Here is a 19,423-nt window from a genome sequence, read left to right as displayed (position 1 = left end):
AGTAGCCCGTGACCCAGCCGCCGAACGACGGGCCAGAGGTTCCGCCGCCCAGCGACCCGAACCAGCTCGGCGCGTCGACCAGCGGATCCAACGCCTACTCCGAGCAGCGGCCCTATCCCGAGCCGAACGTCTACGGGGTCTACCCCGACGGCACCCTGCAGCCGAGCGCGAAGAATGCGGCCGCGGCGGCCGCCACCGCCGCCGAGTCCGCCGCCGTCCGCCGCTGGCGGATCATCACCGCCCTCGCGTGCGCTGCCGCCGCCATCGTCATCGTCAGCTTCTTCTTCGTCGCCGAGGGGCGCACCAGCACCAGCGCACCGGTCACCGAGACCGTGACCGACACCGTCACCGATGTCTCCACCGTCAAGAAGACTGCGACCGAGACCGAGACTGCGACTGCGACAGCCACCGAGACCAGCGTGCACCAGAAGACGGACACCCAGGTGAAGACGACGACGGTCACCAAGACGAAGACGACGGTGAGCGTCACGACCGAGACCGTCAACCCGCCCGCGCCGACTGAAGGCGCCAGCGCTCCTGCGGTTCCCGGGGCACTGCTCCCGGGGCGCTGACCACACTCAGTGGTGGAAGTGCGACTCCGATCCCTCCCGCGGCATCGGGGCGTCGAGCCGTTCGAGGAAGTCGACTTCGGCACGCAGGTCCATCAGCAGGCGTGACGCGAGGTCGTGGCTGAGGCCTGCGCGCACCACGATGCGCTGCACGGTCAGATCGGCGAGGTCGTCGGCCAGCGGATAAGCCGGCACCTGCCAGCCCTTCATCCGCAGTCGGTCCTGAAGGTCGTACAGATTCCAGTTCGGGTTCGCGCCCGCCTTCAGCCGCCATGCGAAGACCGGGATGGTGTCGCCGCGGCTGATCAGCTCGAACGGCCCCATCTGCTCGATCGCCTCGGCGAGGTACTGCGCCACGTCGAGTGAGCCCTGCTGGACGGCCCGGTAGCCGTCGCGCCCCAGCCGAAGGAACTGGTAGTACTGCAGCAGCACCTGAGCGCCCGGTCGGGAGAAGTTCAGCGACAGGGTCGGCATGTCGCCGCCCAGGTAGCTGGCGTGGAAGATCATGCTCTCGGGCAGCGCGTCGGCGTCGCGCCACACGATCCAGCCGACGCCGGGATACACGAGGCCGTACTTGTGCCCCGAGGTGCTGACCGAGGCCACGCGGTCCACGCGGAAGTCCCACTCCAAATCCGGCTGACAGAACGGGGCGACCATCGCACCGGACGCGCCGTCGACGTGGATGCGGACGTCGAGGCCGGTGTCGGCCTGGATCCGGTCGAGCTTCGCGGAGATCTCCTTCACCGGCTCGTACGCTCCGGTGTACGTCTGGCCCATGATCGCGACCACGCCGATGGTGTTCTCGTCGACGTACTTCTCCAGTTCGTGGCCGTCGAGGAACAGGTGGTCCTCGGTGACGGGCACCCAGCGGGGCTCCACCTCGAAGTAGTTCGCGAACTTCTCCCAGCACACCTGGACCGCCGTCGACATCACGAGGTTCGGGTTCTCGGTCGACTTCCCCGCCGCCTTCCGCGCGGCCTGCCACCGCCGTTTCAGCGCGAGGCCGCCGAGCATGCACGCCTCGGACGAGCCGATGGTCGACGTCCCGATGGCGTGGTCGACGTCCGGGTTGTGCCAGAGGTTCCCGAGGATCCGCCAGCAGCGGTCCTCGATCGCCGCCGTCGCCGGGTACTCGTCCTTGTCGATCATGTTCTTGTCGACGGTCTGCATGTACAGCTTCAGCGCCTCGTCGTCCATGTACGTCGAGACGAAGGTCGCGAGATTGAGCCGCGCGTTGCCGTCGAGCATCGCCTGGTCGTGCACCAGCTGGTACGCGGTGCCGGGCAGCATCATCTCCTGCGGCATCTCGAACCGCGGGAGCTCCGTCGCCTCACCGTCCCGGTTGAAGACCGGGTTGAGGATCAACGAGTCGGCCATGTCGGATTCGGTCATTCTCTCTCCTTCAGATGAACGACGGCGCCACCGTGTCAGCTCAGCGCGCGCAGCTTCGGGACGACGTCTTCGGTGAACGCCTCCAGGAACCGACGCTGGTCCTCGCCGGGATTGTGGAAGACCAGGTGGTTGAGGCCCGCATCGATGTAGGTCTTGATCTGCTCGACGGCGTCGTCCGGGTCGGAGGCGACGATCCACCGCTTGGCGACCTGCTCGATCGGCAGCTCGTCGGCGAGGCGTTCCATCTCGACGGAGCTGTTGACGCTGTGCTTCTGCTCGGGGGTGAGGGACAGCGGAGCCCAGAAGCGAGTGTTGGCCAGGGCTAGTTCCGGGTCGCGGTCGTAGGAGATCTTGATCTCGATCATCCGGTCGATGTCCTCGAAGTTCCTCTCGGCCTTGGCCGCGCCCTCCTTGACCGCCGGAATCAGCTTCTCGGTGTACAGGTCCATGCCCTTGCCGGAGGTGCAGATGAAGCCGTCGCCGCTGCGGCCGGCGTAGCGGGCGACGACCGGGCCGCCCGCGGCGATGTACACCGGGACCGGGTTCTCGGGGATGTCGTACATGTAGGCGCCCTGGGTGCGGTAGTAGTCGCCCTCGAAGTCCACCTTGTCGCCGGTCCACAGTTCGCGCATCAGGCGGACGGCTTCGCGGAGGCGGGCGAACCGCTCCTTGAACGCCGGCCATTCGCCCTGGAAGCCGGTGGCGTACTCGTTGAGGGCCTCGCCGGTGCCGACGCCCAGCATCACCCGGTCCGGGTACAGGCAGGCCATGGTGGCGAAGGCCTGCGCCACCACGGCGGGGTTGTAGCGGAACGTCGGGGTCATCACCGACGTGCCCATCTGCAGGCGGGTGGTGCGTTCGCCGACCGCGGTCATCCACGCGATCGAGAAGGGGGCGTGGCCGCCGTTGTGCCGCCACGGCTGGAAGTGATCGCTGACAGTCACCGAATCGAGACCGAACTCCTCGGCCATGACCCCCAGTTCGACGAGATCACGCGGACCGAACTGTTCCGCGGAGGCCTTGAGTCCGAGCTTGAGCGGTGCTGCCATGTGAGTGTCTCCTACAGCGGTAGTCGCAGAGGACGAGGACGGCCGATCGGCGTTCACCTCATCCCGGGAATGTCGTGATCCACCTTACGTCGCAACCGTCACAGGGGCCTGTGACCGCGAGTTGCCGCGACTGTGAGTCCGACTCCCCGCACGAGGCATCCTCCCCGCTCACGCTGCACGACCTTCGACTCTGTTGCACAATTACCACGACGTGCCGCGCTGGCGCGTTTTTTCGCTGCGCGTCCCGGAGGTCCATAACTCGTGCCGACTTCGTCCCTGATGATCCCGGCCGAGTACCTGCTCTCGTCGCGCGCCCCAGCACCGCGGACTCTGTGCGACATCGTCGCCGAAACCGCCCGCGCGCATCCCGATGCGACGGCGATCGACGACGGCGACCACCTCGTCACCTACTCGGAGCTGACCGCGCTCGTCCGCCGCGTCGCCGGCCGCCTCGCGGCCCTCGGCATCGGCCGCGGCGACCGCGTCGGCATCCGCATGCCGTCGGGCGACCGTCACCTCTACATCGCGATCCTCGCGACCCTGCACGCCGGGGCCGCCTACGTCCCCGTCGACGCCGACGACCCCGATGAGCGGGCGCGGATGGTCTTCGGCGAGGCTGACGTCGACGCGATCATCGACGCCGACGGCATCCACGCGAACCCCGACAAGCCGCAGAAGGCCCCGCGCGACGGTTCGCTGATGGTCTCCCCCGCCACGTTGTCCGACGACGCGTGGATCATCTTCACCTCCGGCTCCACCGGTAAACCGAAGGGCGTGGCGGTGACGCACCGGAACGCCGCCGCCTTCGTCGACGCCGAGGCCGCGATGTTCCTGCAGAACGAGCCGCTCGGTCCCGGCGACCGGGTGCTCGCCGGCCTGTCGGTCGCCTTCGACGCCTCCTGCGAAGAGATGTGGCTGGCGTGGCGTCACGGCGCCGCCCTCGTCCCCGCCCCGCGCGCCCTGGTCCGGTCCGGCATGGACCTGGGGCCGTGGCTGGTGAAGCGCGACATCAACGTGGTCTCGACGGTCCCGACTCTCGCGTCCATGTGGCCCGCAGAAGCGCTCGAGGCGGTGCGCCTGCTGATCTTCGGCGGCGAGGCCTGCCCGCCCGAGCTGGTCGACCGCCTCGCCACCGACGACCGGGAGCTGTGGAACACGTACGGTCCCACCGAGGCGACGGTCGTCGCCTGCGCCGCTCAGATGCACCGCGGACAGCCCGTGCTGATCGGTCTGCCGCTGGTCGGCTGGGACCTGGCCGTCGTCGGGCCGGACGAGCAGCCCGTCGCGGTCGGCGAGACCGGCGAGCTCGTGATCGGCGGCGTCGGCCTGGCTCGCTACCTCGACCCCGTCAAGGACGCCGAGAAGTATTCGACGATGCCCTCGCTCGGTTGGGAGCGCGCCTACCGCAGCGGCGACATGGTCCGCCTCCAACTGGAGGGTCTGGAGTTCGTCGGCCGCGCCGACGACCAGGTGAAGATCGGCGGCCGGCGCATCGAACTCGGCGAGATCGACAACGCGCTGCAGGCCCTGCCCGGTGTCAGCGCGGCGGCCGTCGCGGTCCGCAAGACGGCGACCGGATCGTCGCTGCTGGTCGGCTACCTGGCGTCCACCGATCCCGACTTCGATCTCGTCGAGGCCCAGGCTCTGCTCCGCAAGGACTTGCCCGCCGCGATGGTCCCGCGTCTCGCCCTGATGGACGAGCTGCCGACGCGCACCTCCGGCAAGGTGGACCGCAACGCCCTCCCCTGGCCGCTGCCCGGAGCCGAATCCTCCGACGACACCGGCGACCTCACCGACACCGAGGCCTGGCTGGCCGAGCAGTGGACCGCCGTGCTCGGCATCAGCGTGGGTTCCGCCGAAGCCGACTTCTTCAACGAGGGCGGCGGCTCCCTCTCCGCGGCGCAACTGGTCACCGCCCTGCGCGGGCGGTACCCGGAGATCACCGTCGCCGACCTGTACGACCACCCTCGGCTCGGTTCCCTCGCCGAACTGCTCGACGGCCGCAACCCGATCAGCCAGGTGACCCCGCGCGAGGTGAAGCCGGTCCCCCTCGCGACCGGGTTCGCGCAGGCCGCTCTCTCGATCCCCCTCGCGACCCTGACCGGGCTGCAGTGGATCATCTGGCTCGGCATCGCCAACAACATCGGCATCGCGATCGGTGAGGCCCTCGGCTACACGCCGCCGTGGCTGCATCATGTGAACTGGTGGGTCCTGCTGGTCGCGTTCATCGTCTTCGTCACCCCGTTCGGCAGACTCGTCATCGCCGGCGTCGGCGCCCGCACCCTGCTCGCCGGGGTCGGTCCGGGCACCTATCCGCGCGGCGGCGGCGTCCATGTCCGACTGTGGCTCGCCGAGCGGCTGATGCAGGCGAGCGGCGCCTACAACCTGTCGGGCGCACCGTGGCTGCCGACGCTCGCCCGCGCGCTCGGCGCCACCATCGGCACCGGAGTCGACCTGCACTCCCTTCCGCCGGTCACCGGTCTGCTCGAGGTCGGCGACGGCGCCGCGATCGAACCCGAGGTGGACCTCGCGGGCTGGTGGATCGACGGCGACGAGCTGATCATCGGCTCCATCGCCATCAAGGCCGGCGCCACCGTGGGCGCGCGGTCCACGCTGCTGCCGGGTGCCGTCGTCGGGCGCGACGCCGTCATCGATCCCGGCTCGGCCGTCATCGGCAAGGTGAAGCCGCGCCAACGCTGGTCCGGCTCCCCCGCGGTGAAGGTCGGCAAGGCCAAGAAGGAGTGGCCCGACCATCGACCGCCGCAGCGGAAGTGGTGGGTGCCGATCTATGCGCTGACCGCGCTGATGATCTCCGGCATCACCCTCGTCTCGCTGGCCGCCGGGCTGGCCGTCATCGGAGTCTGGGCACTGCCCGCCGAACGAATGCGCGACGCCGCCGTCCGCGGCGTCCTCCTCGCGCCCGTCGCGGCGCTGGTCGCCATGGCCGTCTTCGCCCTGCTGATCCTGATCTCGGTCCGCCTGCTGTCCATCGGCATGCGGTCGGGCGTCTACCCGGTGCGCTCCCGCGTCGGCTGGCAGGTGTGGTCCACCGAACGTCTGATGGACGCGGCCCGCACCTACCTGTTCCCGCTGTACGCGAGCCTGCTGACACCGTGGTGGTTCCGCGCGCTCGGCGCGAAGATCGGCAAGGGCACCGAGATCTCCACCGCCCTCGTGATCCCCAAGTTCACGACCGTGGGCGACTACTCGTTCCTGGCCGACGACACTCTGATGGCGTCCTACGAGCTCGGCGGCGGCTGGATGAGGATCGGCGAGGCCAAGGTCGGCAAGCGCGCCTTCCTCGGGAACTCCGGCATGGTGGCGCCGTCGCGCAAGCTGCCGAAGAACTCGCTCGTCGCCGTCCTGTCGTCGGCGCCGCCGAAGTCCAAGAGCGGCTCCAGCTGGCTCGGCAGCCCGCCGGTCCGCCTGCGCCGCACGGCGTCGGAGACCGACTCGGCCCGCACCTTCGCGCCGTCGTTCGGGTTGAAGGCGGCGCGCGGCGCGGTGGAGACGCTGCGCATCCTGGCCGTCATGGTGTCGTTCGGAATCGGCATCACGGTGCTCTTCGCGCTGCAGACCTTCGCTATCAAGTGGGGTGTCGCCGTCGCGGCGCTGTGCGGAGGCTTGATCCTGCTCGCGGCCGGTGCCGTCGCCGGACTGATCGCGACCGTCGCCAAGTGGACGGTCGTCGGCCGGATCCGCACCTCCGAGCACCCTCTGTGGAGCTCGTTCGTGTGGCGCAACGAGTTGTCGGACGCCTTCGTCGAGACCGTCGCCGCCCCGTGGTTCGCCAATGCCGCCACGGGCACCCCTGTCCTCAACATCTGGTTGCGCGGGCTGGGCGCGAAGATCGGTCGCGGCGTGTGGTGCGAGTCGTACTGGCTGCCCGAGGCCGACCTCGTCGAGCTGGGCGACGGCGCCACCGTGCAGCGCGGCTGCGTGGTCCAGACCCACCTGTTCCACGATCGCGTCATGGCCATCGACTCCGTCGTCCTGGAGCGCGGCGCCACCCTCGGCCCGCACTGCGTGGCGCTGCCCGCGTCGGGTGTCGGCGAGTCCGCGACCGTCGGACCCGCATCGCTCGTCATGCGCGGCGACGTCGTGCCGGCGCATACCCGCTGGCAGGGCAACCCCATCGCGTCCTGGCCGCGCTGACCCGCGCCCGTCCCCGCCGTCGACGATCGGCGCGGCGGTAGTCTCGACACGCATCTCCATCGAACCGAAAGGAAGGCAGCTGGTGCCCGGCAAACTCGGGAAGACCGCGTGGCATACGCCCACCCTCAGCGCAGCCTCGCACGAGCTCGACCCCTACCTGCCCGCCAGCGGCAACCTCGGTTACCGGGTGTCCCGCTACGACCTCGATCTGATCTACAAGGTCAACAGCAACCGGCTCAGCGGCACGGTGACCGTGACGGCGTCGTCGTACCAGCATCTGGACCGCTTCAGCCTCGACCTCGCGTCCGGCATGCGGGTGGAACGAGTGACGGTCAACGGGCGTCGCGCGCGCTACACGCACAGGTCGGGGAAGCTGACGATCACGCCCGGCACCGCGATCCCGACGGGCGGCGCGCTGATGGTGGAGGTCCGCTACGGCGGCAGTCCCCGCCCCATCCGCACCACCTGGGGCACCGTCGGCTGGGAGGAGTTGGAGGACGGCTCGCTGTGCGCCAACCAGCCCAACGGCGCGCACTCGTGGTTCCCGTGCGACGACCATCCCGAGGCCAAGGCGCCCTTCCGGATCGAGATCACCACCGACTCCCCGTACTACGCGCTGGCCAACGGTCGCCTGATCTCGAAGCGTCGTCGGGCCGCTCAGACCACCTGGGTGTACGAGCAGGTGGAACCGATGGCGACCTACCTCGCCGCCATCCAGATCGGTCAGTACGAACGGCGCACCATGTCCGACGGCCCGGTGCCGGTCCACGCACTGGTCCCGCCGCAGTTGAACTCCGAGTTCGACGTCAGCTTCGGTCGGCAGCCGCAGATGGTCAGCGCCTTCACCGAGATGTTCGGGCCGTACCCGTTCCCCGAGTACACGTCGCTCATCACCGAGGACGAGCTCGAGATCCCCCTCGAATCACAGGGCTTCTCGACGTTCGGCGCCAACCACTGCGACGGCACCCGCGACCACGAACGACTCGTCGCGCACGAGCTGGCGCACCAGTGGTTCGGCAACTCGGTGACCGCCGCCCGCTGGCGCGACATCTGGCTGCACGAGGGCTTCGCCTGCTACGCCGAGTGGCTGTGGAGTCAGCACTCGGGAGGGAAGTCGGCCGACGAGTGGGCGCGCCACTACTACGCCAAGCTGGCCGCCTCCCCCGTTCGGACTCCGCTCGCCGATCCGGGCGCCCCGGAGATGTTCGAGGACTGGGTCTACAAGCGCGGCGCGATGACGCTGCACGCTCTGCGCCTGCGGATCGGCGACGGCGACTTCTTCGCGCTCATCCGCCGGTGGACCGAGAAGTACGCCTACCGCTGCGTCACCACCGAGGACTTCATCGCCCTGGCGTCGACCTTCACGAAGGCACCGCTCGGCGACATCTGGCAGGACTGGCTGTTCACCCCGGCTCTGCCGCCGTTCCCGTCGATGCGCTGACCCTCACACGGGTCGCAGGGCGAAGCTGCCGGGGTGGGCGGTTCTGCTGTTGCGGTTCATCGCGCGCTCCACTCGGCGCTTCATCCGCCAGCCGGCCGTGGTTCGGACGTACAACACGCTGTAGGCGTCCGTCACCGACGTCTGATCGAAACCGAGGTCGTGCGCGCGGTGCGCCTCGAAGGTGAACTGGATGTGCGCGGAGGCGATGTCCCCGTCCAGGGTGACCCGCGGTGCGTGGATCAGGTGCAGGCCCTGAAAGGTGCGGTTGAGGTCTTCGCAGAACGCCGTCAGGTCCGCGGTGCCTGCGACCGTCCTGGTCACCTCACCGGTCGGCGACAGCATCTCGAAGACTCCGTCGTCGGTGAAGAGCGCCGCCCAGCCGTCGGCGTCGCCGAAGTCCCAGGTCTCGGCATAGAGACCCTCCAGGTTGAGGATCTCCAGACGATCCTCGACCAACCGGAGTCGGGTTTCGATATCGGACACGATTACTCCTTTCTGGTTCCGATCAACGGTGGAACCGTGTCACGGAGTCACGAGGATCTTGATCTCGCTGTTCCGACCCTCACCGAGCAGATGGTTCAGGCCCTTGTCGACGACGTCGTCGAGTCGGATGCGCCCGGTGATGAGCGGGCGCGGGTCCAGGCGGCCGTCGACGATCGCCTCCACCACCTCGCCGAAGTCCACGTCCGTGTAGGCCATGGATCCGACCAGCTTCTTCTCGCTCGTCATGTACTTCTGCAGGTCCACCTGGACCGGTTCGTGGAACATCGCGACGACGACCGACGTGCCGCCGGGACGGAGCGCGTCGAGCGCGGTGTCGTAGGTGGGCTGGCCGACGCCGGACGCGTCGAAGGAGACGTCGACGCCGCCGAGTGCCTGTACGTGCGCCACGACATCCGTCTGGCTCGGGTCCAGAACTTCCGCGCCCATCTCGACGGCGCGCGCCTTGCGCGCCTCGCTGAGTTCACTGACGAAGACCTTCGACGCGCCGCGCGCCAGGAGGCAGGACACCAGCGCCAGTCCGACGGGGCCGGCTCCGACGACCAGCGCCGTGGTGCCGTCGCCCCCGCCCGACTGCTTCACCGCGTGCCAGGCGACCGCCGTCGACTCGACCATCGCGGCCACCTCGGCACCGAACCGTTCGGGGATCACGTGCGCCGCGTCGCGGCCCGCGACGACGTACTCGCTGAAGCCGCCTCCCCCGCCGCTGACGCCGATGAAGCCGCCCTGCGCGCAGAGGTTCTGCTCACCGCGTTCGCAGGCCGGGCAGGTGCCGTCGTAGACGTTGGGGCGCACCGCGACCAGCGCGCCGACCTCGATGTCGTCGACGCCGTCGCCGAGCGCGACCACGCGTCCGGAGAACTCATGCCCCAGCGCGTGCGGGCCGTGTGTGCACAGCAGCGGATGGGTGAATCCCGCCGGGATCGGCGAGTACTGGAACAGCGAGAGGTCGGATCCGCAGATGCCCGCGCACTCCACCTTGACCTTCACCTGGCCGGGGCCGGGTTCCGGTTCCGGGACGTCGGCGATCCGAGCGTCCCGGGCGGCATACAGCAGCAACGATTTCACGTGAGACCTCCGGGTCGCGAGCGTTTCGACCGATCATCGGCCGGTTGCGGCTCGCGCGGTGGGGGTCGTCCCACTGAGCGCGACGGAGAATCATGCGGCGGGAGAAATCGCGCGGCGGGTGATCGTGGGACGGGGTCAGCGGCCGATCGCCGCGCCGACGACCTTCGCCATCTGCCGCTCACCCAGCGCGTTCGGGTGCAGAGGGACCAGCTGCGCGGCGCCGACCAGCGGCTCCACGTAGCGGACTCCGCGAGGCTTGCACGCCTCGTGGCCGACAGAGCCGACAGCCACGTCGACGAAGGTGACGCCGGTCTTGTGGGCGGCGCGCTCGATCGCATCCGACAGTTCGGTCTGGATGCGATACGCGGTCTTCACGTCGCCGCGGGTGACCGGAACACCCGGGCAGGCGACCGCGCGGTTCGGCACCAGGCGAAGGTAGTTGAGGGCGTAGACCTGCGCGTTCGGAGCCTTCTGTCGGACCGCCCGCATGGCGCGAACGAGCTTCGGGTAGGTCTGCATCCTGATCTCGCGCGCCACTCCCGCGGCGAAGAGATCGTCGCAGGGCGTCCCCGGCGCCACACCGAACGCTCCGACGACCACGCACTTGCCGATGGTCGTGGCGAAGACGTTGCCGTCGTTGCCGCCGATCGAGAAGGTGACGAGATCGGTGTTCGCGTCGAGCGCCGCGAGTTGCGGCTTCATGCCGGCCTTCTGCGGATGGAAGAAGTCGTTCGTGTCGGCGGCACCGCAGCTGACGTCGGTCAGGCGGAAGTCGTTCTTCGCGGCGAGGATGTGCGCATAGTTCCGCGACGACCGGAGACAATCCTGCCCACCGGGTGCGACGGGTTCCACACCCGATCCGGCGGAGAAGCTGTCGCCCATCGCGACGTAGTCCACGAGCGGTGCGGCATCGACAGGCGGTGCCAGGGTGATCCCGGCGACGACCGCCACCGCGCCCACAGATCTGCTGACCAAACCTAGTCTCACCGGGCCTCCCATCCACGAGACGCCCATCCACGCATAGGCGACGAATGCAGGTCGAACACTACCCAGAATTGCGGTTTCACATCTGCGAACTGGTCCGATGCCACTTTCCCGGAATTGTCAGAGGGTCGCGATACAGTGCATTCAAACGTTCGAACAAAGGTTCGTAACTGTATCCGAGGAGGTGGTCTACGTGAACGAAAACGGCATCCAGTTGCCGGAGGATCCGGTCGCGTTGGCCGCCCTGATGGACCAGGTGGCCGCCAAGTTCGCCGCGGCTCCGTTCGGGGCGGTGACCGAGGACCAGTTGGTCACCACCGCCGAGGTGATGGAGTCGGCGCGTCGTCGTCTCGACGGCGCCGATGCCGCCTTGTTGGTGGAGATCTCCGACCGCAACGCGGTCCGCAAGGTCGGCCTGTTCTCCCTGCACCAGTTCCTGGCCCAGCACCTGCGGGTCGGTGACGGCGAAGCCAAACGCCGCCGGATCGCCGCCGAAGCGATCGGCCAATTCTCCTCCCTCACCGGAGCAACCCTCGACCCGGTGTTGCCGGCCACCGCCACCGCGGTCGCCGACGGCGCCATCGGCGGCGGCCATGTCCGGGAAATCGCGGCCGTCATGGACCGGATTCCTTCCGCGGTCGACGCCGAAACTCGGGGTCGGGCGGAGGCCCAGTTGGCGGCCATCGCCCGCGACTTGTCCCCCGCGGGCGTGGCGCAGGCCGGGCACCGCCTGCTGGCGCACCTGGATCCGGACGGGCAGGTCACCGACGAACGTGACCGCGCGCGCCGTCGCGGCCTGACCCTCATGCCGCAGGACCGGCAGTTGATGAGCAAGGTCCGCGCCCAACTCAGCCCCGAGCTGCGCGCCAACCTGGAAGTCATGCTCGGCCAGTGGGCCGCACCCGGGGTAAACAATCCGGATGATCCCGAGTCCCCGCGCGGGGCCGCCGATCTGGCCGACCCGGCGGTTTTGGCCGCCGCGGCCGAGCGCGACACCCGCACCGCGGGTCAGCGCAATCATGATGCGCTGCTGGCGATCCTGCAGACCGCGCACGCCGCCTCCGGGGTGCCGGTCGGTAAACTCTCGACCGAACTGGTCGTGACGGTCACCGACAAGGAACTGGCCCAGCGGGCCTGGGTCGCGGTCACCGCGACCGGCACCCGCCTGCCGGTGCGGGAGTTGGTGCATGTCGCTGGTGCGGTGCAGCCGCACCTGGCGGTGTTCTCCGCCGCGACGGGTAAGGCGTTGTGGTTCGGGCGGGGACGTCGTCTGGCCTCGCAGGATCAGCGGTTGATGTTGTTCGCCCGCGATCGCGGGTGCACCGCCCCGGAATGCTCGGCGCCGTTCGCGCGAACCGAGGCGCACCACCTCACTGAATGGCGCGACGGCGGTCCCACCGACATCGACAATCTCGGCGCCGCGTGCGGGCGCCACAACCGATCGGTCGGCCACCAAGTCGGCCAGTGGGAAACCGCGACGGAGTCGAGGGTTGAGCCGACGTCCGAGGCCGCAGACCGAGGCGTCGGTCGAAACCGTGGTGAGGTTCGCCGGGGGTTTCGACTCGCTGCGCTCGCTCAACCCACGGATGGCGCCGAACTCCTGCCCGACCTCGGGCCCCACGCCCCACCGGCCCCGGAGGACTCCCGGGTCGAGGCCTACCTCACCCGCCTGTTGACCGCCTGACCGGCAAGCACGCCGGCCAGGGGTACCGGCATGCCGTCAGCGCAGTCCGTCGACGAAATCCGCCACCGCGCCGTACTCCGGCAGGAGCCCGGCCTCGCGAGCCTCCGACAGGGACGGCGCGGCGAGGTCCTTCGCCGACAACTCGTACTCGAGGGGCGTGCCGTCGCGCGCGACGCGCGGCCAGTCGATCCCGATCTCGGGATCGAGCGGGTTCACGCCGTGCTCACCACCCGGGTTGTAGCCGGTGGAGCAGAGGTAGGTGACGGTGGAACCGTCCTCCAGCGAGCAGAAGCCGTGGCCGATGCCCTCGGAGAGGTAGACGGCCTTGCGATCGACGTCGTCCAGCAGAACCGCGTCCCACCGACCGAAGGTCGGGGAACCGACGCGGATGTCGACGATCACGTCGAGGATCGACCCGACCGTGCAGGTCACGTACTTGGCCTGACCGGGCGGCACGTCCGCGAAATGGATGCCGCGCAGCACACCGGCAGCCGACACCGACGTGTTGACCTGCGCGAGGTCGAAGCGATGTCCGATGGTCTCGGCGAGCACGTCGGCCTTGAACGCCTCCAGGAACACACCGCGGTCGTCACCGTGCAGGACGGGCGTGAACTCCCACGCCCCGACGATCGTCAGTTCTCTGGCCTTCATCGGTTCACAGCTCCCGTCCGCGCTCGATCAGATCGAGCAGATAGTCTCCGTAGCCGGACTTCGCCAGTCGCGCCGCGGCCGCACGCAGTTCGTCGTCGTCGAGATAGCCGAGTCGCCAGGCGATCTCCTCCGGCACACCGATCTTCAAACCCTGCCGCTGCTCGACGGTCCGAACGAAGTTGCCGGCGTCGAGGAGCGAGTCGAAGGTGCCGGTGTCGAGCCAGGCGGTACCGCGCGGCAGCACCTGAACGTGCAGCTTCCCGCGACGGAGGTACTCGGCGTTGACGTCGGTGATCTCGTACTCGCCGCGCGCCGACGGCGTCAGCGACGCCGCGATGTCGACGACTTTGTTGTCGTAGAAGTACAGGCCGGGCACGGCGTACCGGGACTTCGGTTTCGCTGGCTTCTCCTCCAGCGAGACCGCGTTGCCGTCGCCGTCGAACTCGACGACGCCGTACGCGGTGGGGTCCGCGACGCGGTAGGCGAAGATCGCGCCGCCGTCGAGCCGATCGAAGCCCTGCAGCTGCGAGCCGAGCCCGGGACCGTAGAAGATGTTGTCGCCCAGAACCAGTGCGACGGACTCGTCGCCGATATGGTCGGCGCCCAGGACGAAGGCCTGCGCCAAGCCGTTCGGCTCCCGCTGTTCGCTGTAGGTCAGGCGAACGCCGAACTGCGAGCCGTCGCCGAGCAGGTTCTCGAACGCGCCGCGGTCGGCGGGCGTCGTGATGATCAGGATGTCGCGGATCCCGGCGAGCATCAACGTCGAGAGCGGGTAGTAGATCATCGGCTTGTCGTAGACCGGGACGAGCTGTTTGCTGACGCCCTGGGTGATCGGGTGCAGTCTGCTCCCGGTACCGCCGGCAAGGATGATTCCGCGCATGCGGCCAGCCTATCGGTACTGTTAGAAGACCATTCGAGTCATCTGACGGGAGTCCCCTTGCGTGTCCTCGTGACCGGCGGCGCCGGTTTCATCGGCGCCAACTTCACGCTGCGCACCCTCGCCACCCGGCCCGACGCCCAGGTCACGGTCCTCGACAAGTTCACCTACGCGGCCAACCCGGCCACCCTGAACCCCGTGTCCGACCGCGTCCGCATCGTGCGCGGCGACATCGGCGACCCCGCTGTCGTCGACCCGCTGGTCGCGGAATCCGACCTGGTGGTGAACTTCGCCGCCGAGTCGCACAACGACAATTCGCTCGCCGACCCATCGTCGTTCGTCCAGACCAATCTGGTCGGCACGTACACGCTGCTCGAAGCGGTCCGCCGCCACCGGGTTCGCCTGCACCACATCAGCACCGACGAGGTGTACGGCGACCTGGATCTGGACGATCCGACCCGGTTCACCGAGCACACCGCCTACAACCCGTCGAGCCCGTACAGCTCCACCAAGGCCGGCAGCGACCTGCTGGTCCGCGCGTGGGTCCGGTCGTTCGGGGTCGAGGCCACCATCTCGAACTGCTCCAACAACTACGGGCCGTACCAGCACATCGAGAAGTTCATCCCGCGGCAGATCACCAACGTGCTGACCGGGATCCGCCCCAAGCTGTACGGCGACGGCCGAAACGTCCGCGACTGGATCCACGTCGACGACCACAACGACGCCGTGTGGACCATCATCGACCGCGGGCAGCTCGGCGAGACCTACCTGATCGGCGCCGACGGCGAGGTCGACAACCGCACCGTCGTCGAAGCCGTCCTGACCGCGCTCGGACAGCCTGCCGACGCCTTCGACTTCGTGACCGACCGCGCCGGGCACGACCGCCGCTACGCCATCGACGCCACCCGCCTGCGGACCGAGCTCGGGTGGACGCCGACCTACACCGACTTCGCGTCCGGACTGGCGGCGACCATCGACTGGTATCGCGACAACCGCGACTGGTGGGCTCCGCACAAGGACGCCGTCGAAGCCGACTACGCCCGCACCCAGCACATTCTCGACTGATCGGAGACCTCCGCATGCACGTCCTCGTCACCGGCGGCGCCGGTTACATCGGCTCCCACACCGTCCTGCAGCTGATCGCCGCGGGCCACGACGTGACGATCGCCGACGACTTCAGCAACGCGAAGCCGACGGTCCTGCCGCGCCTCGAGGAGTTGGCCGGGCAGCCGATCAAGCTGCACCGCATCGACCTGACCGACCAGACCGCCACCGACGCCCTGTTCGCGGCCGAGGATTTCGACGCCGTCATCCACTTCGCGGGATTCAAGGCCGTCGGTGAATCGGTCGCCAAGCCGCTGGACTACTACCAGAACAACCTCGACACCACGTTCTCCGTCCTGCGCGCAATGGATGCGCACGGGGTGCGCCGGTTCGTGTTCTCCTCGTCCGCGACCGTGTACGGCGAGAACCCGGTGCTGGAGCGCACCGAGGACATGCCGACGTCGGCCACCAACCCGTACGGCTGGACCAAGGTGATGGTGGAGCAGGTGCTGCGCGATCTCGCCGTCGCCGACGACTCCTGGCGGATCGCACTCCTGCGCTACTTCAATCCGGTCGGCGCGCACGCGAGCGGTCGTATCGGCGAGGACCCGAGCGGTCTGCCGAACAACCTGATGCCCTTCGTCTCCCAGGTTGCCGTCGGGCGACGCGAGAAGCTGGCGGTGTTCGGCGACGACTACGACACCGTCGACGGGACCGGCGTCCGCGACTACATCCACGTGGAGGACCTCGCGACCGGCCACGTCGCGGCGCTGGAGAAGATCGCCGCGGCCGACGAGGCGCTGTCGGTCTGGAACCTCGGCAGCGGCGACCCGGTGTCGGTGCTGCAGGTGGTGCAGGCGTTCGCGCGCGCCAGCGGCCGCGAGATCCCGTACGAGGTGGTGCCCCGCCGCGCCGGCGACCTGGCCGCCTACTGGGCCGACCCGTCGAAGGCCAACCGTGAACTCGGGTGGAAGACCACCCGCGACATCGACGACATGTGCGTCGACACCTGGCGCTGGCAGTCGCAGAATCCGAACGGCTACCCCGAAGCCTGACCGCTGCCCGCATCGGCGGCGGCCGGAGTTCGCAGCACCTGGACCAGCAGCGTCACGATGACGACGATGGCGGTGAAGACGAACAGCCAGCCGATCGAAGCGAACACCACTCCCAGCGCACCGAACTGGTGGCGGGCCGTCGCGAACACCCGCGCGTAACCGATCTCGGTGACGACGATGAACGCGGTGAGGCCCGCGCCCGACGCCGCGCCGAGCCACCAGAGGTCGGCGCGCCCGAGCTGTCGTCGCGTCAGGATCCGCGGGACCGCCGTCCACGCGCACGTCCAGATCAGGAACGTCTCCGCCAGACTCAGGATGATGCGCCCGTCGGACTCGTTGAAGTCGACCACCACCATCGCCTGCCCGAGGGTCGCCACCGCGAGCACCGCGATCACCAGCACCCATCGCCACCAGCCGCGGAGCCCGGCGCTGTCGACACCCCACACCCCCACGTACATCCGGTCGAGGGCACGGGCCATCGACGTCGCCGAGATCAGGGTCATCAAAGCGCCGATCACCCCGAACGACGCATAGGTGCCGGGTGAATCGGTGGGGCCCAGCCCCTGGGACAGGTCGAACATGGCGATGGTCCGATCCAGCGCACCGGAGCCCGGCATCGTCGTGAGCAGCAGGAGCACCGGCAGGATCGACGTGAACGCCTGCGCGGCGAGCGTCATCGACCGGTCGCTGATGTTGCCCGCCGCCAACACCTTCACGATCCGGATCGCGAGCGGGACGTGCCGTCCAACCCCGTCGGGCAGACGTGCGACGACGCCGCGCAGACGATCGCGGAAGGGAGTCGAAGGCATGCGCGAATCATGTCATCCCGGCCCGTCGCGCATGCGGATCCGTCGACTCAGGTGTGCTGCAGCTCGTCGACCCGCAGGTCCACTTCCGTTTCGACCGGTGCCAGGGTGCCGGGGCCCGCGAACCGGCTGCGGTTGTCCAGGACCACGACGAGCGCCCCGATCACGGTCATCGCGATGCCGAAGCCGAACAGTTCGGTGTGGGTGATCGACGGGAAACGCGCCATGATGAACGACATCGCCGCCGGCGACCCGAAGCCCAGGTAGGTCAGCGTGTAGAAGACTGCGGTCAGGCCGGCGAGGTCGTGGGGTCCGGCCAGCCGCTGGACCTCCAGCAGACCGGCGATCAGCGCCATGCCGTAGCCGCAGCCCAGGACGATGGCGGCGACGATCGCGAGCGGGATCGACGGGGCGACGGCGACACCGATCGCCAGCGCCATGCCCACGGCGATCAGCGCCAGCGCGACGAGGATCGCACGGGCCGAGCCGGGCCGGTCGATCTTCTTGCCGAGCGTCTGGATGAAGAAGCCTGCGGCCAGACCCGCGACGCAGCAGAGACCGGCGAAGACGATCGCCCAGCTCGACGTGCGTTGCACCATCAGTGCCGGGACCACCGCGTACGCCATGGCGCAGGCCCCGAAGACCCACGGTGCCACCGGACCGACCAGCAGCCAGAAGCGCGGCTTCAGGGCGGACGGGATCCTCATCGTGTCGATCAGGCGACCGTCCGTCGCGCACCGGCTGGTCTCCGGCGTGCGGAGGATCAGTGCGAACGACGCGACGGCGAGAGCGATGTTGACCAGGTACGCAGCCTGCCCCGGGAACGGAGCCCACTGGGCGAGTACCGCGGCGAGACCGGCACCGATGCCGAAGCCCGCGGTCAGGCTCAGTGCGGCTCGTCGTGCACCGGCCGAAGGCGGGTCGCCCGCACGGTCGGACAGTTCCTTGATCCAGGTGCCGCCGACCGCCATCGCGAGGCCGAGGGCGATGCCGCTGAGGATGCGGCCCGCCGCGAGCAGCGGAACCGAGTGTTCTCCCGCGGCCAACAGCATCGAGCCGACCGCGGCGATGACCGGCGAAGGCAGCATCAGCGCGCGACGTCCGTACCGGTCCGACAACGGTCCGCCGATCAGCATCGCGGGAATGATCCCGAGGACGTAGAGGAACAGGAGGAAGTTGACGACGACGGCCGACATGTCCGACGCCGTCCGGTACATCACCAGCAGCGGTGTGAACTCGTTGCCACCCCAGGCTGCGGTGAAGACCGCGAGGGACACGGCGGCCCAGCCTTTGGTGCTCATCGCAGACCTCCATCCGTTCCGTGAACACCTTCGAGATGCTCGGCCAACATCGCGGCGAAGCGCTCCGGGTCCCCGTCTCCGACGGCTGCGGCGAGCGCTGCGTGGTCGGTGACGATCCGGTCGGTGATGGTCGCGTCGTGCCGCAGTCGATCCGCGGTCATCCGCCGGTGTCGTTCGCCGAGCGACACGTAGAAGTCCGCGAGGAGTCCGTTGCGTCCGGCGGCGACGATCAGCTGGTGGAACTCCGCGTCGAGCCGCGCGAACTCGGCGGCATCGTCTGCCTCGACCAGCCGGTGGCGGGCGACGTTGTCCGACAGTCGAGCGGCGAGCGCGGCGACCGCCCCCGAATCGCCGGCGACGGATGTCATCGCATGACCCTCCAGAAGGACGCGGGCATCGAGCACGTCGCGGGCCTCACTGTCGCCGATCGGCGCGATCAGCGCTCCGCGTTTCGGGTACATCCGCATCCATCCCTCGGCGGACAGCCGCAGAAAGGCTTCGCGCACGGGCGTGCGACTCACTGCGAAGCGCGCGGCGATCTCGCCCTCGCTGATCATCTCGCCGCCCGGGATCTCGCACGTCAAGATGAGCTCTTTGACCTGGTCGTACACCCGATCCGCCGTCGAATACGTCATAGACACAACTTGTATACTAGTTGTATTCAAGTGTTGAGCCAACCGGCGAGTAACCGTCACGGGTCTCATCTGAGACGAATCAGGCGTTTGGACTCCTCCGCAACGCCGGTGGCAGAATCGGACGAGCGCCGCGCCACCACCCTCGATGCGGCCACTGCCACGGACGATGCCGGCGCCGATCGCACCGCGTCCCTGTGACATCGACTACGGC

General features: G+C 68.8%; 16 protein-coding genes. 6 read left to right on the top strand and 10 right to left on the bottom strand.

Features of this window, described 5'->3' with window-relative positions:
* Positions 1-8 precede the first annotated feature (8 nt).
* Positions 9-572 (top strand): hypothetical protein, encoded by a 564-nt coding sequence (locus ACH46_RS02285; RefSeq protein ID WP_062391502.1) that lies wholly within the window; start codon positions 9-11, stop codon positions 570-572.
* A 6-nt stretch (positions 573-578) separates the two neighbouring features.
* Here the strand turns inward: ACH46_RS02285 and ACH46_RS02280 are convergent, their stop codons facing one another.
* Together ACH46_RS02280 and fgd are read right to left on the bottom strand one after the other, a co-directional pair.
* A complete protein-coding gene (locus ACH46_RS02280) occupies positions 579-1,961 on the bottom strand; it encodes a glutamate decarboxylase (RefSeq protein ID WP_062391501.1) in 1,383 nt (460 codons plus the stop codon).
* Between the two features lie 35 nt (positions 1,962-1,996).
* Positions 1,997-3,010 carry a glucose-6-phosphate dehydrogenase (coenzyme-F420) gene (gene fgd, locus ACH46_RS02275; RefSeq protein ID WP_062391500.1) on the bottom strand — a complete coding sequence of 338 codons (1,014 nt, stop codon included), beginning with the start codon at positions 3,008-3,010 and terminating at the stop codon, positions 1,997-1,999.
* 276 nt (positions 3,011-3,286) lie between these two features.
* Here fgd and ACH46_RS02270 point away from each other — a divergent pair, with 276 nt between their 5' ends.
* Together ACH46_RS02270 and ACH46_RS02265 are read left to right on the top strand one after the other, a co-directional pair.
* Positions 3,287-7,165, top strand: coding sequence for a Pls/PosA family non-ribosomal peptide synthetase (locus tag ACH46_RS02270; protein WP_062394864.1), 3,879 nt, complete (start codon positions 3,287-3,289; stop codon positions 7,163-7,165).
* A gap of 82 nt (positions 7,166-7,247) precedes the next feature.
* Complete coding sequence (locus ACH46_RS02265; RefSeq protein WP_062391499.1) at positions 7,248-8,606, top strand: M1 family metallopeptidase; 1,359 nt, start codon at positions 7,248-7,250, stop codon at positions 8,604-8,606.
* Between the two features lie 3 nt (positions 8,607-8,609).
* Here ACH46_RS02265 and ACH46_RS02260 read toward each other — a convergent pair whose 3' ends face one another.
* From ACH46_RS02260 to ACH46_RS02250, 3 genes are all read right to left on the bottom strand, one after another.
* Complete coding sequence (locus tag ACH46_RS02260; RefSeq protein WP_157850986.1) at positions 8,610-9,089, bottom strand: nuclear transport factor 2 family protein; 480 nt, start codon at positions 9,087-9,089, stop codon at positions 8,610-8,612.
* A gap of 39 nt (positions 9,090-9,128) precedes the next feature.
* Positions 9,129-10,175: a 2,3-butanediol dehydrogenase gene (locus ACH46_RS02255; protein WP_062391497.1), complete on the bottom strand. Its 1,047-nt coding sequence runs from the start codon at positions 10,173-10,175 to the stop codon at positions 9,129-9,131.
* A 135-nt stretch (positions 10,176-10,310) separates the two neighbouring features.
* Positions 10,311-11,162: an SGNH/GDSL hydrolase family protein gene (locus ACH46_RS02250; protein ID WP_226995733.1), complete on the bottom strand. Its 852-nt coding sequence runs from the start codon at positions 11,160-11,162 to the stop codon at positions 10,311-10,313.
* Positions 11,163-11,352: 190 nt separating this feature from the next.
* On the opposite strand from ACH46_RS02250, the gene ACH46_RS02245 reads away from it, so the two are divergent.
* Positions 11,353-12,843 carry an HNH endonuclease signature motif containing protein gene (locus ACH46_RS02245; protein WP_062394861.1) on the top strand — a complete coding sequence of 497 codons (1,491 nt, stop codon included), beginning with the start codon at positions 11,353-11,355 and terminating at the stop codon, positions 12,841-12,843.
* 36 nt (positions 12,844-12,879) lie between these two features.
* On the opposite strand, the gene ACH46_RS02240 is transcribed toward ACH46_RS02245, so the two are convergent.
* Positions 12,880-13,494, bottom strand: a complete 615-nt coding sequence (locus ACH46_RS02240; protein ID WP_062391496.1) for a dTDP-4-dehydrorhamnose 3,5-epimerase family protein — start codon at positions 13,492-13,494, stop codon at positions 12,880-12,882.
* Positions 13,495-13,498: 4 nt separating this feature from the next.
* A complete protein-coding gene (gene rfbA / locus ACH46_RS02235; RefSeq protein ID WP_062391495.1) occupies positions 13,499-14,374 on the bottom strand; it encodes a glucose-1-phosphate thymidylyltransferase RfbA in 876 nt (291 codons plus the stop codon).
* A gap of 57 nt (positions 14,375-14,431) precedes the next feature.
* Here rfbA and rfbB point away from each other — a divergent pair, with 57 nt between their 5' ends.
* Positions 14,432-15,436, top strand: coding sequence for a dTDP-glucose 4,6-dehydratase (gene rfbB / locus ACH46_RS02230; protein ID WP_062391494.1), 1,005 nt, complete (start codon positions 14,432-14,434; stop codon positions 15,434-15,436).
* 14 nt (positions 15,437-15,450) lie between these two features.
* Positions 15,451-16,470: a UDP-glucose 4-epimerase GalE gene (galE, locus tag ACH46_RS02225; RefSeq protein ID WP_062391493.1), complete on the top strand. Its 1,020-nt coding sequence runs from the start codon at positions 15,451-15,453 to the stop codon at positions 16,468-16,470.
* Here galE and ACH46_RS02220 read toward each other — a convergent pair.
* The 3 genes from ACH46_RS02220 to ACH46_RS02210 are packed head-to-tail and all read right to left on the bottom strand — an operon-like array spanning position 16,455 to position 19,212.
* On the bottom strand, positions 16,455-17,279 hold the full coding sequence (locus ACH46_RS02220; RefSeq protein WP_062391492.1) for a hypothetical protein: 825 nt from the start codon (positions 17,277-17,279) through the stop codon (positions 16,455-16,457). The two genes, galE and ACH46_RS02220, sit on opposite strands and share 16 nt — an antisense overlap.
* A 47-nt stretch (positions 17,280-17,326) precedes the next feature.
* Positions 17,327-18,577: an MFS transporter gene (locus ACH46_RS02215; RefSeq protein WP_062391491.1), complete on the bottom strand. Its 1,251-nt coding sequence runs from the start codon at positions 18,575-18,577 to the stop codon at positions 17,327-17,329.
* Complete coding sequence (locus ACH46_RS02210) at positions 18,574-19,212, bottom strand: GntR family transcriptional regulator (RefSeq protein ID WP_062391490.1); 639 nt, start codon at positions 19,210-19,212, stop codon at positions 18,574-18,576. The genes ACH46_RS02215 and ACH46_RS02210 overlap by 4 nt, the downstream gene beginning before the upstream one ends.
* Positions 19,213-19,423: the final 211 nt, after the last annotated feature.

Source organism: Gordonia phthalatica, assembly GCF_001305675.1.
GTDB lineage: Bacteria > Actinomycetota > Actinomycetes > Mycobacteriales > Mycobacteriaceae > Gordonia > Gordonia phthalatica.
The sequence above is the reverse complement of the archived record's forward strand: the minus strand, read 5'-3'. Positions and strand labels throughout refer to the sequence as shown.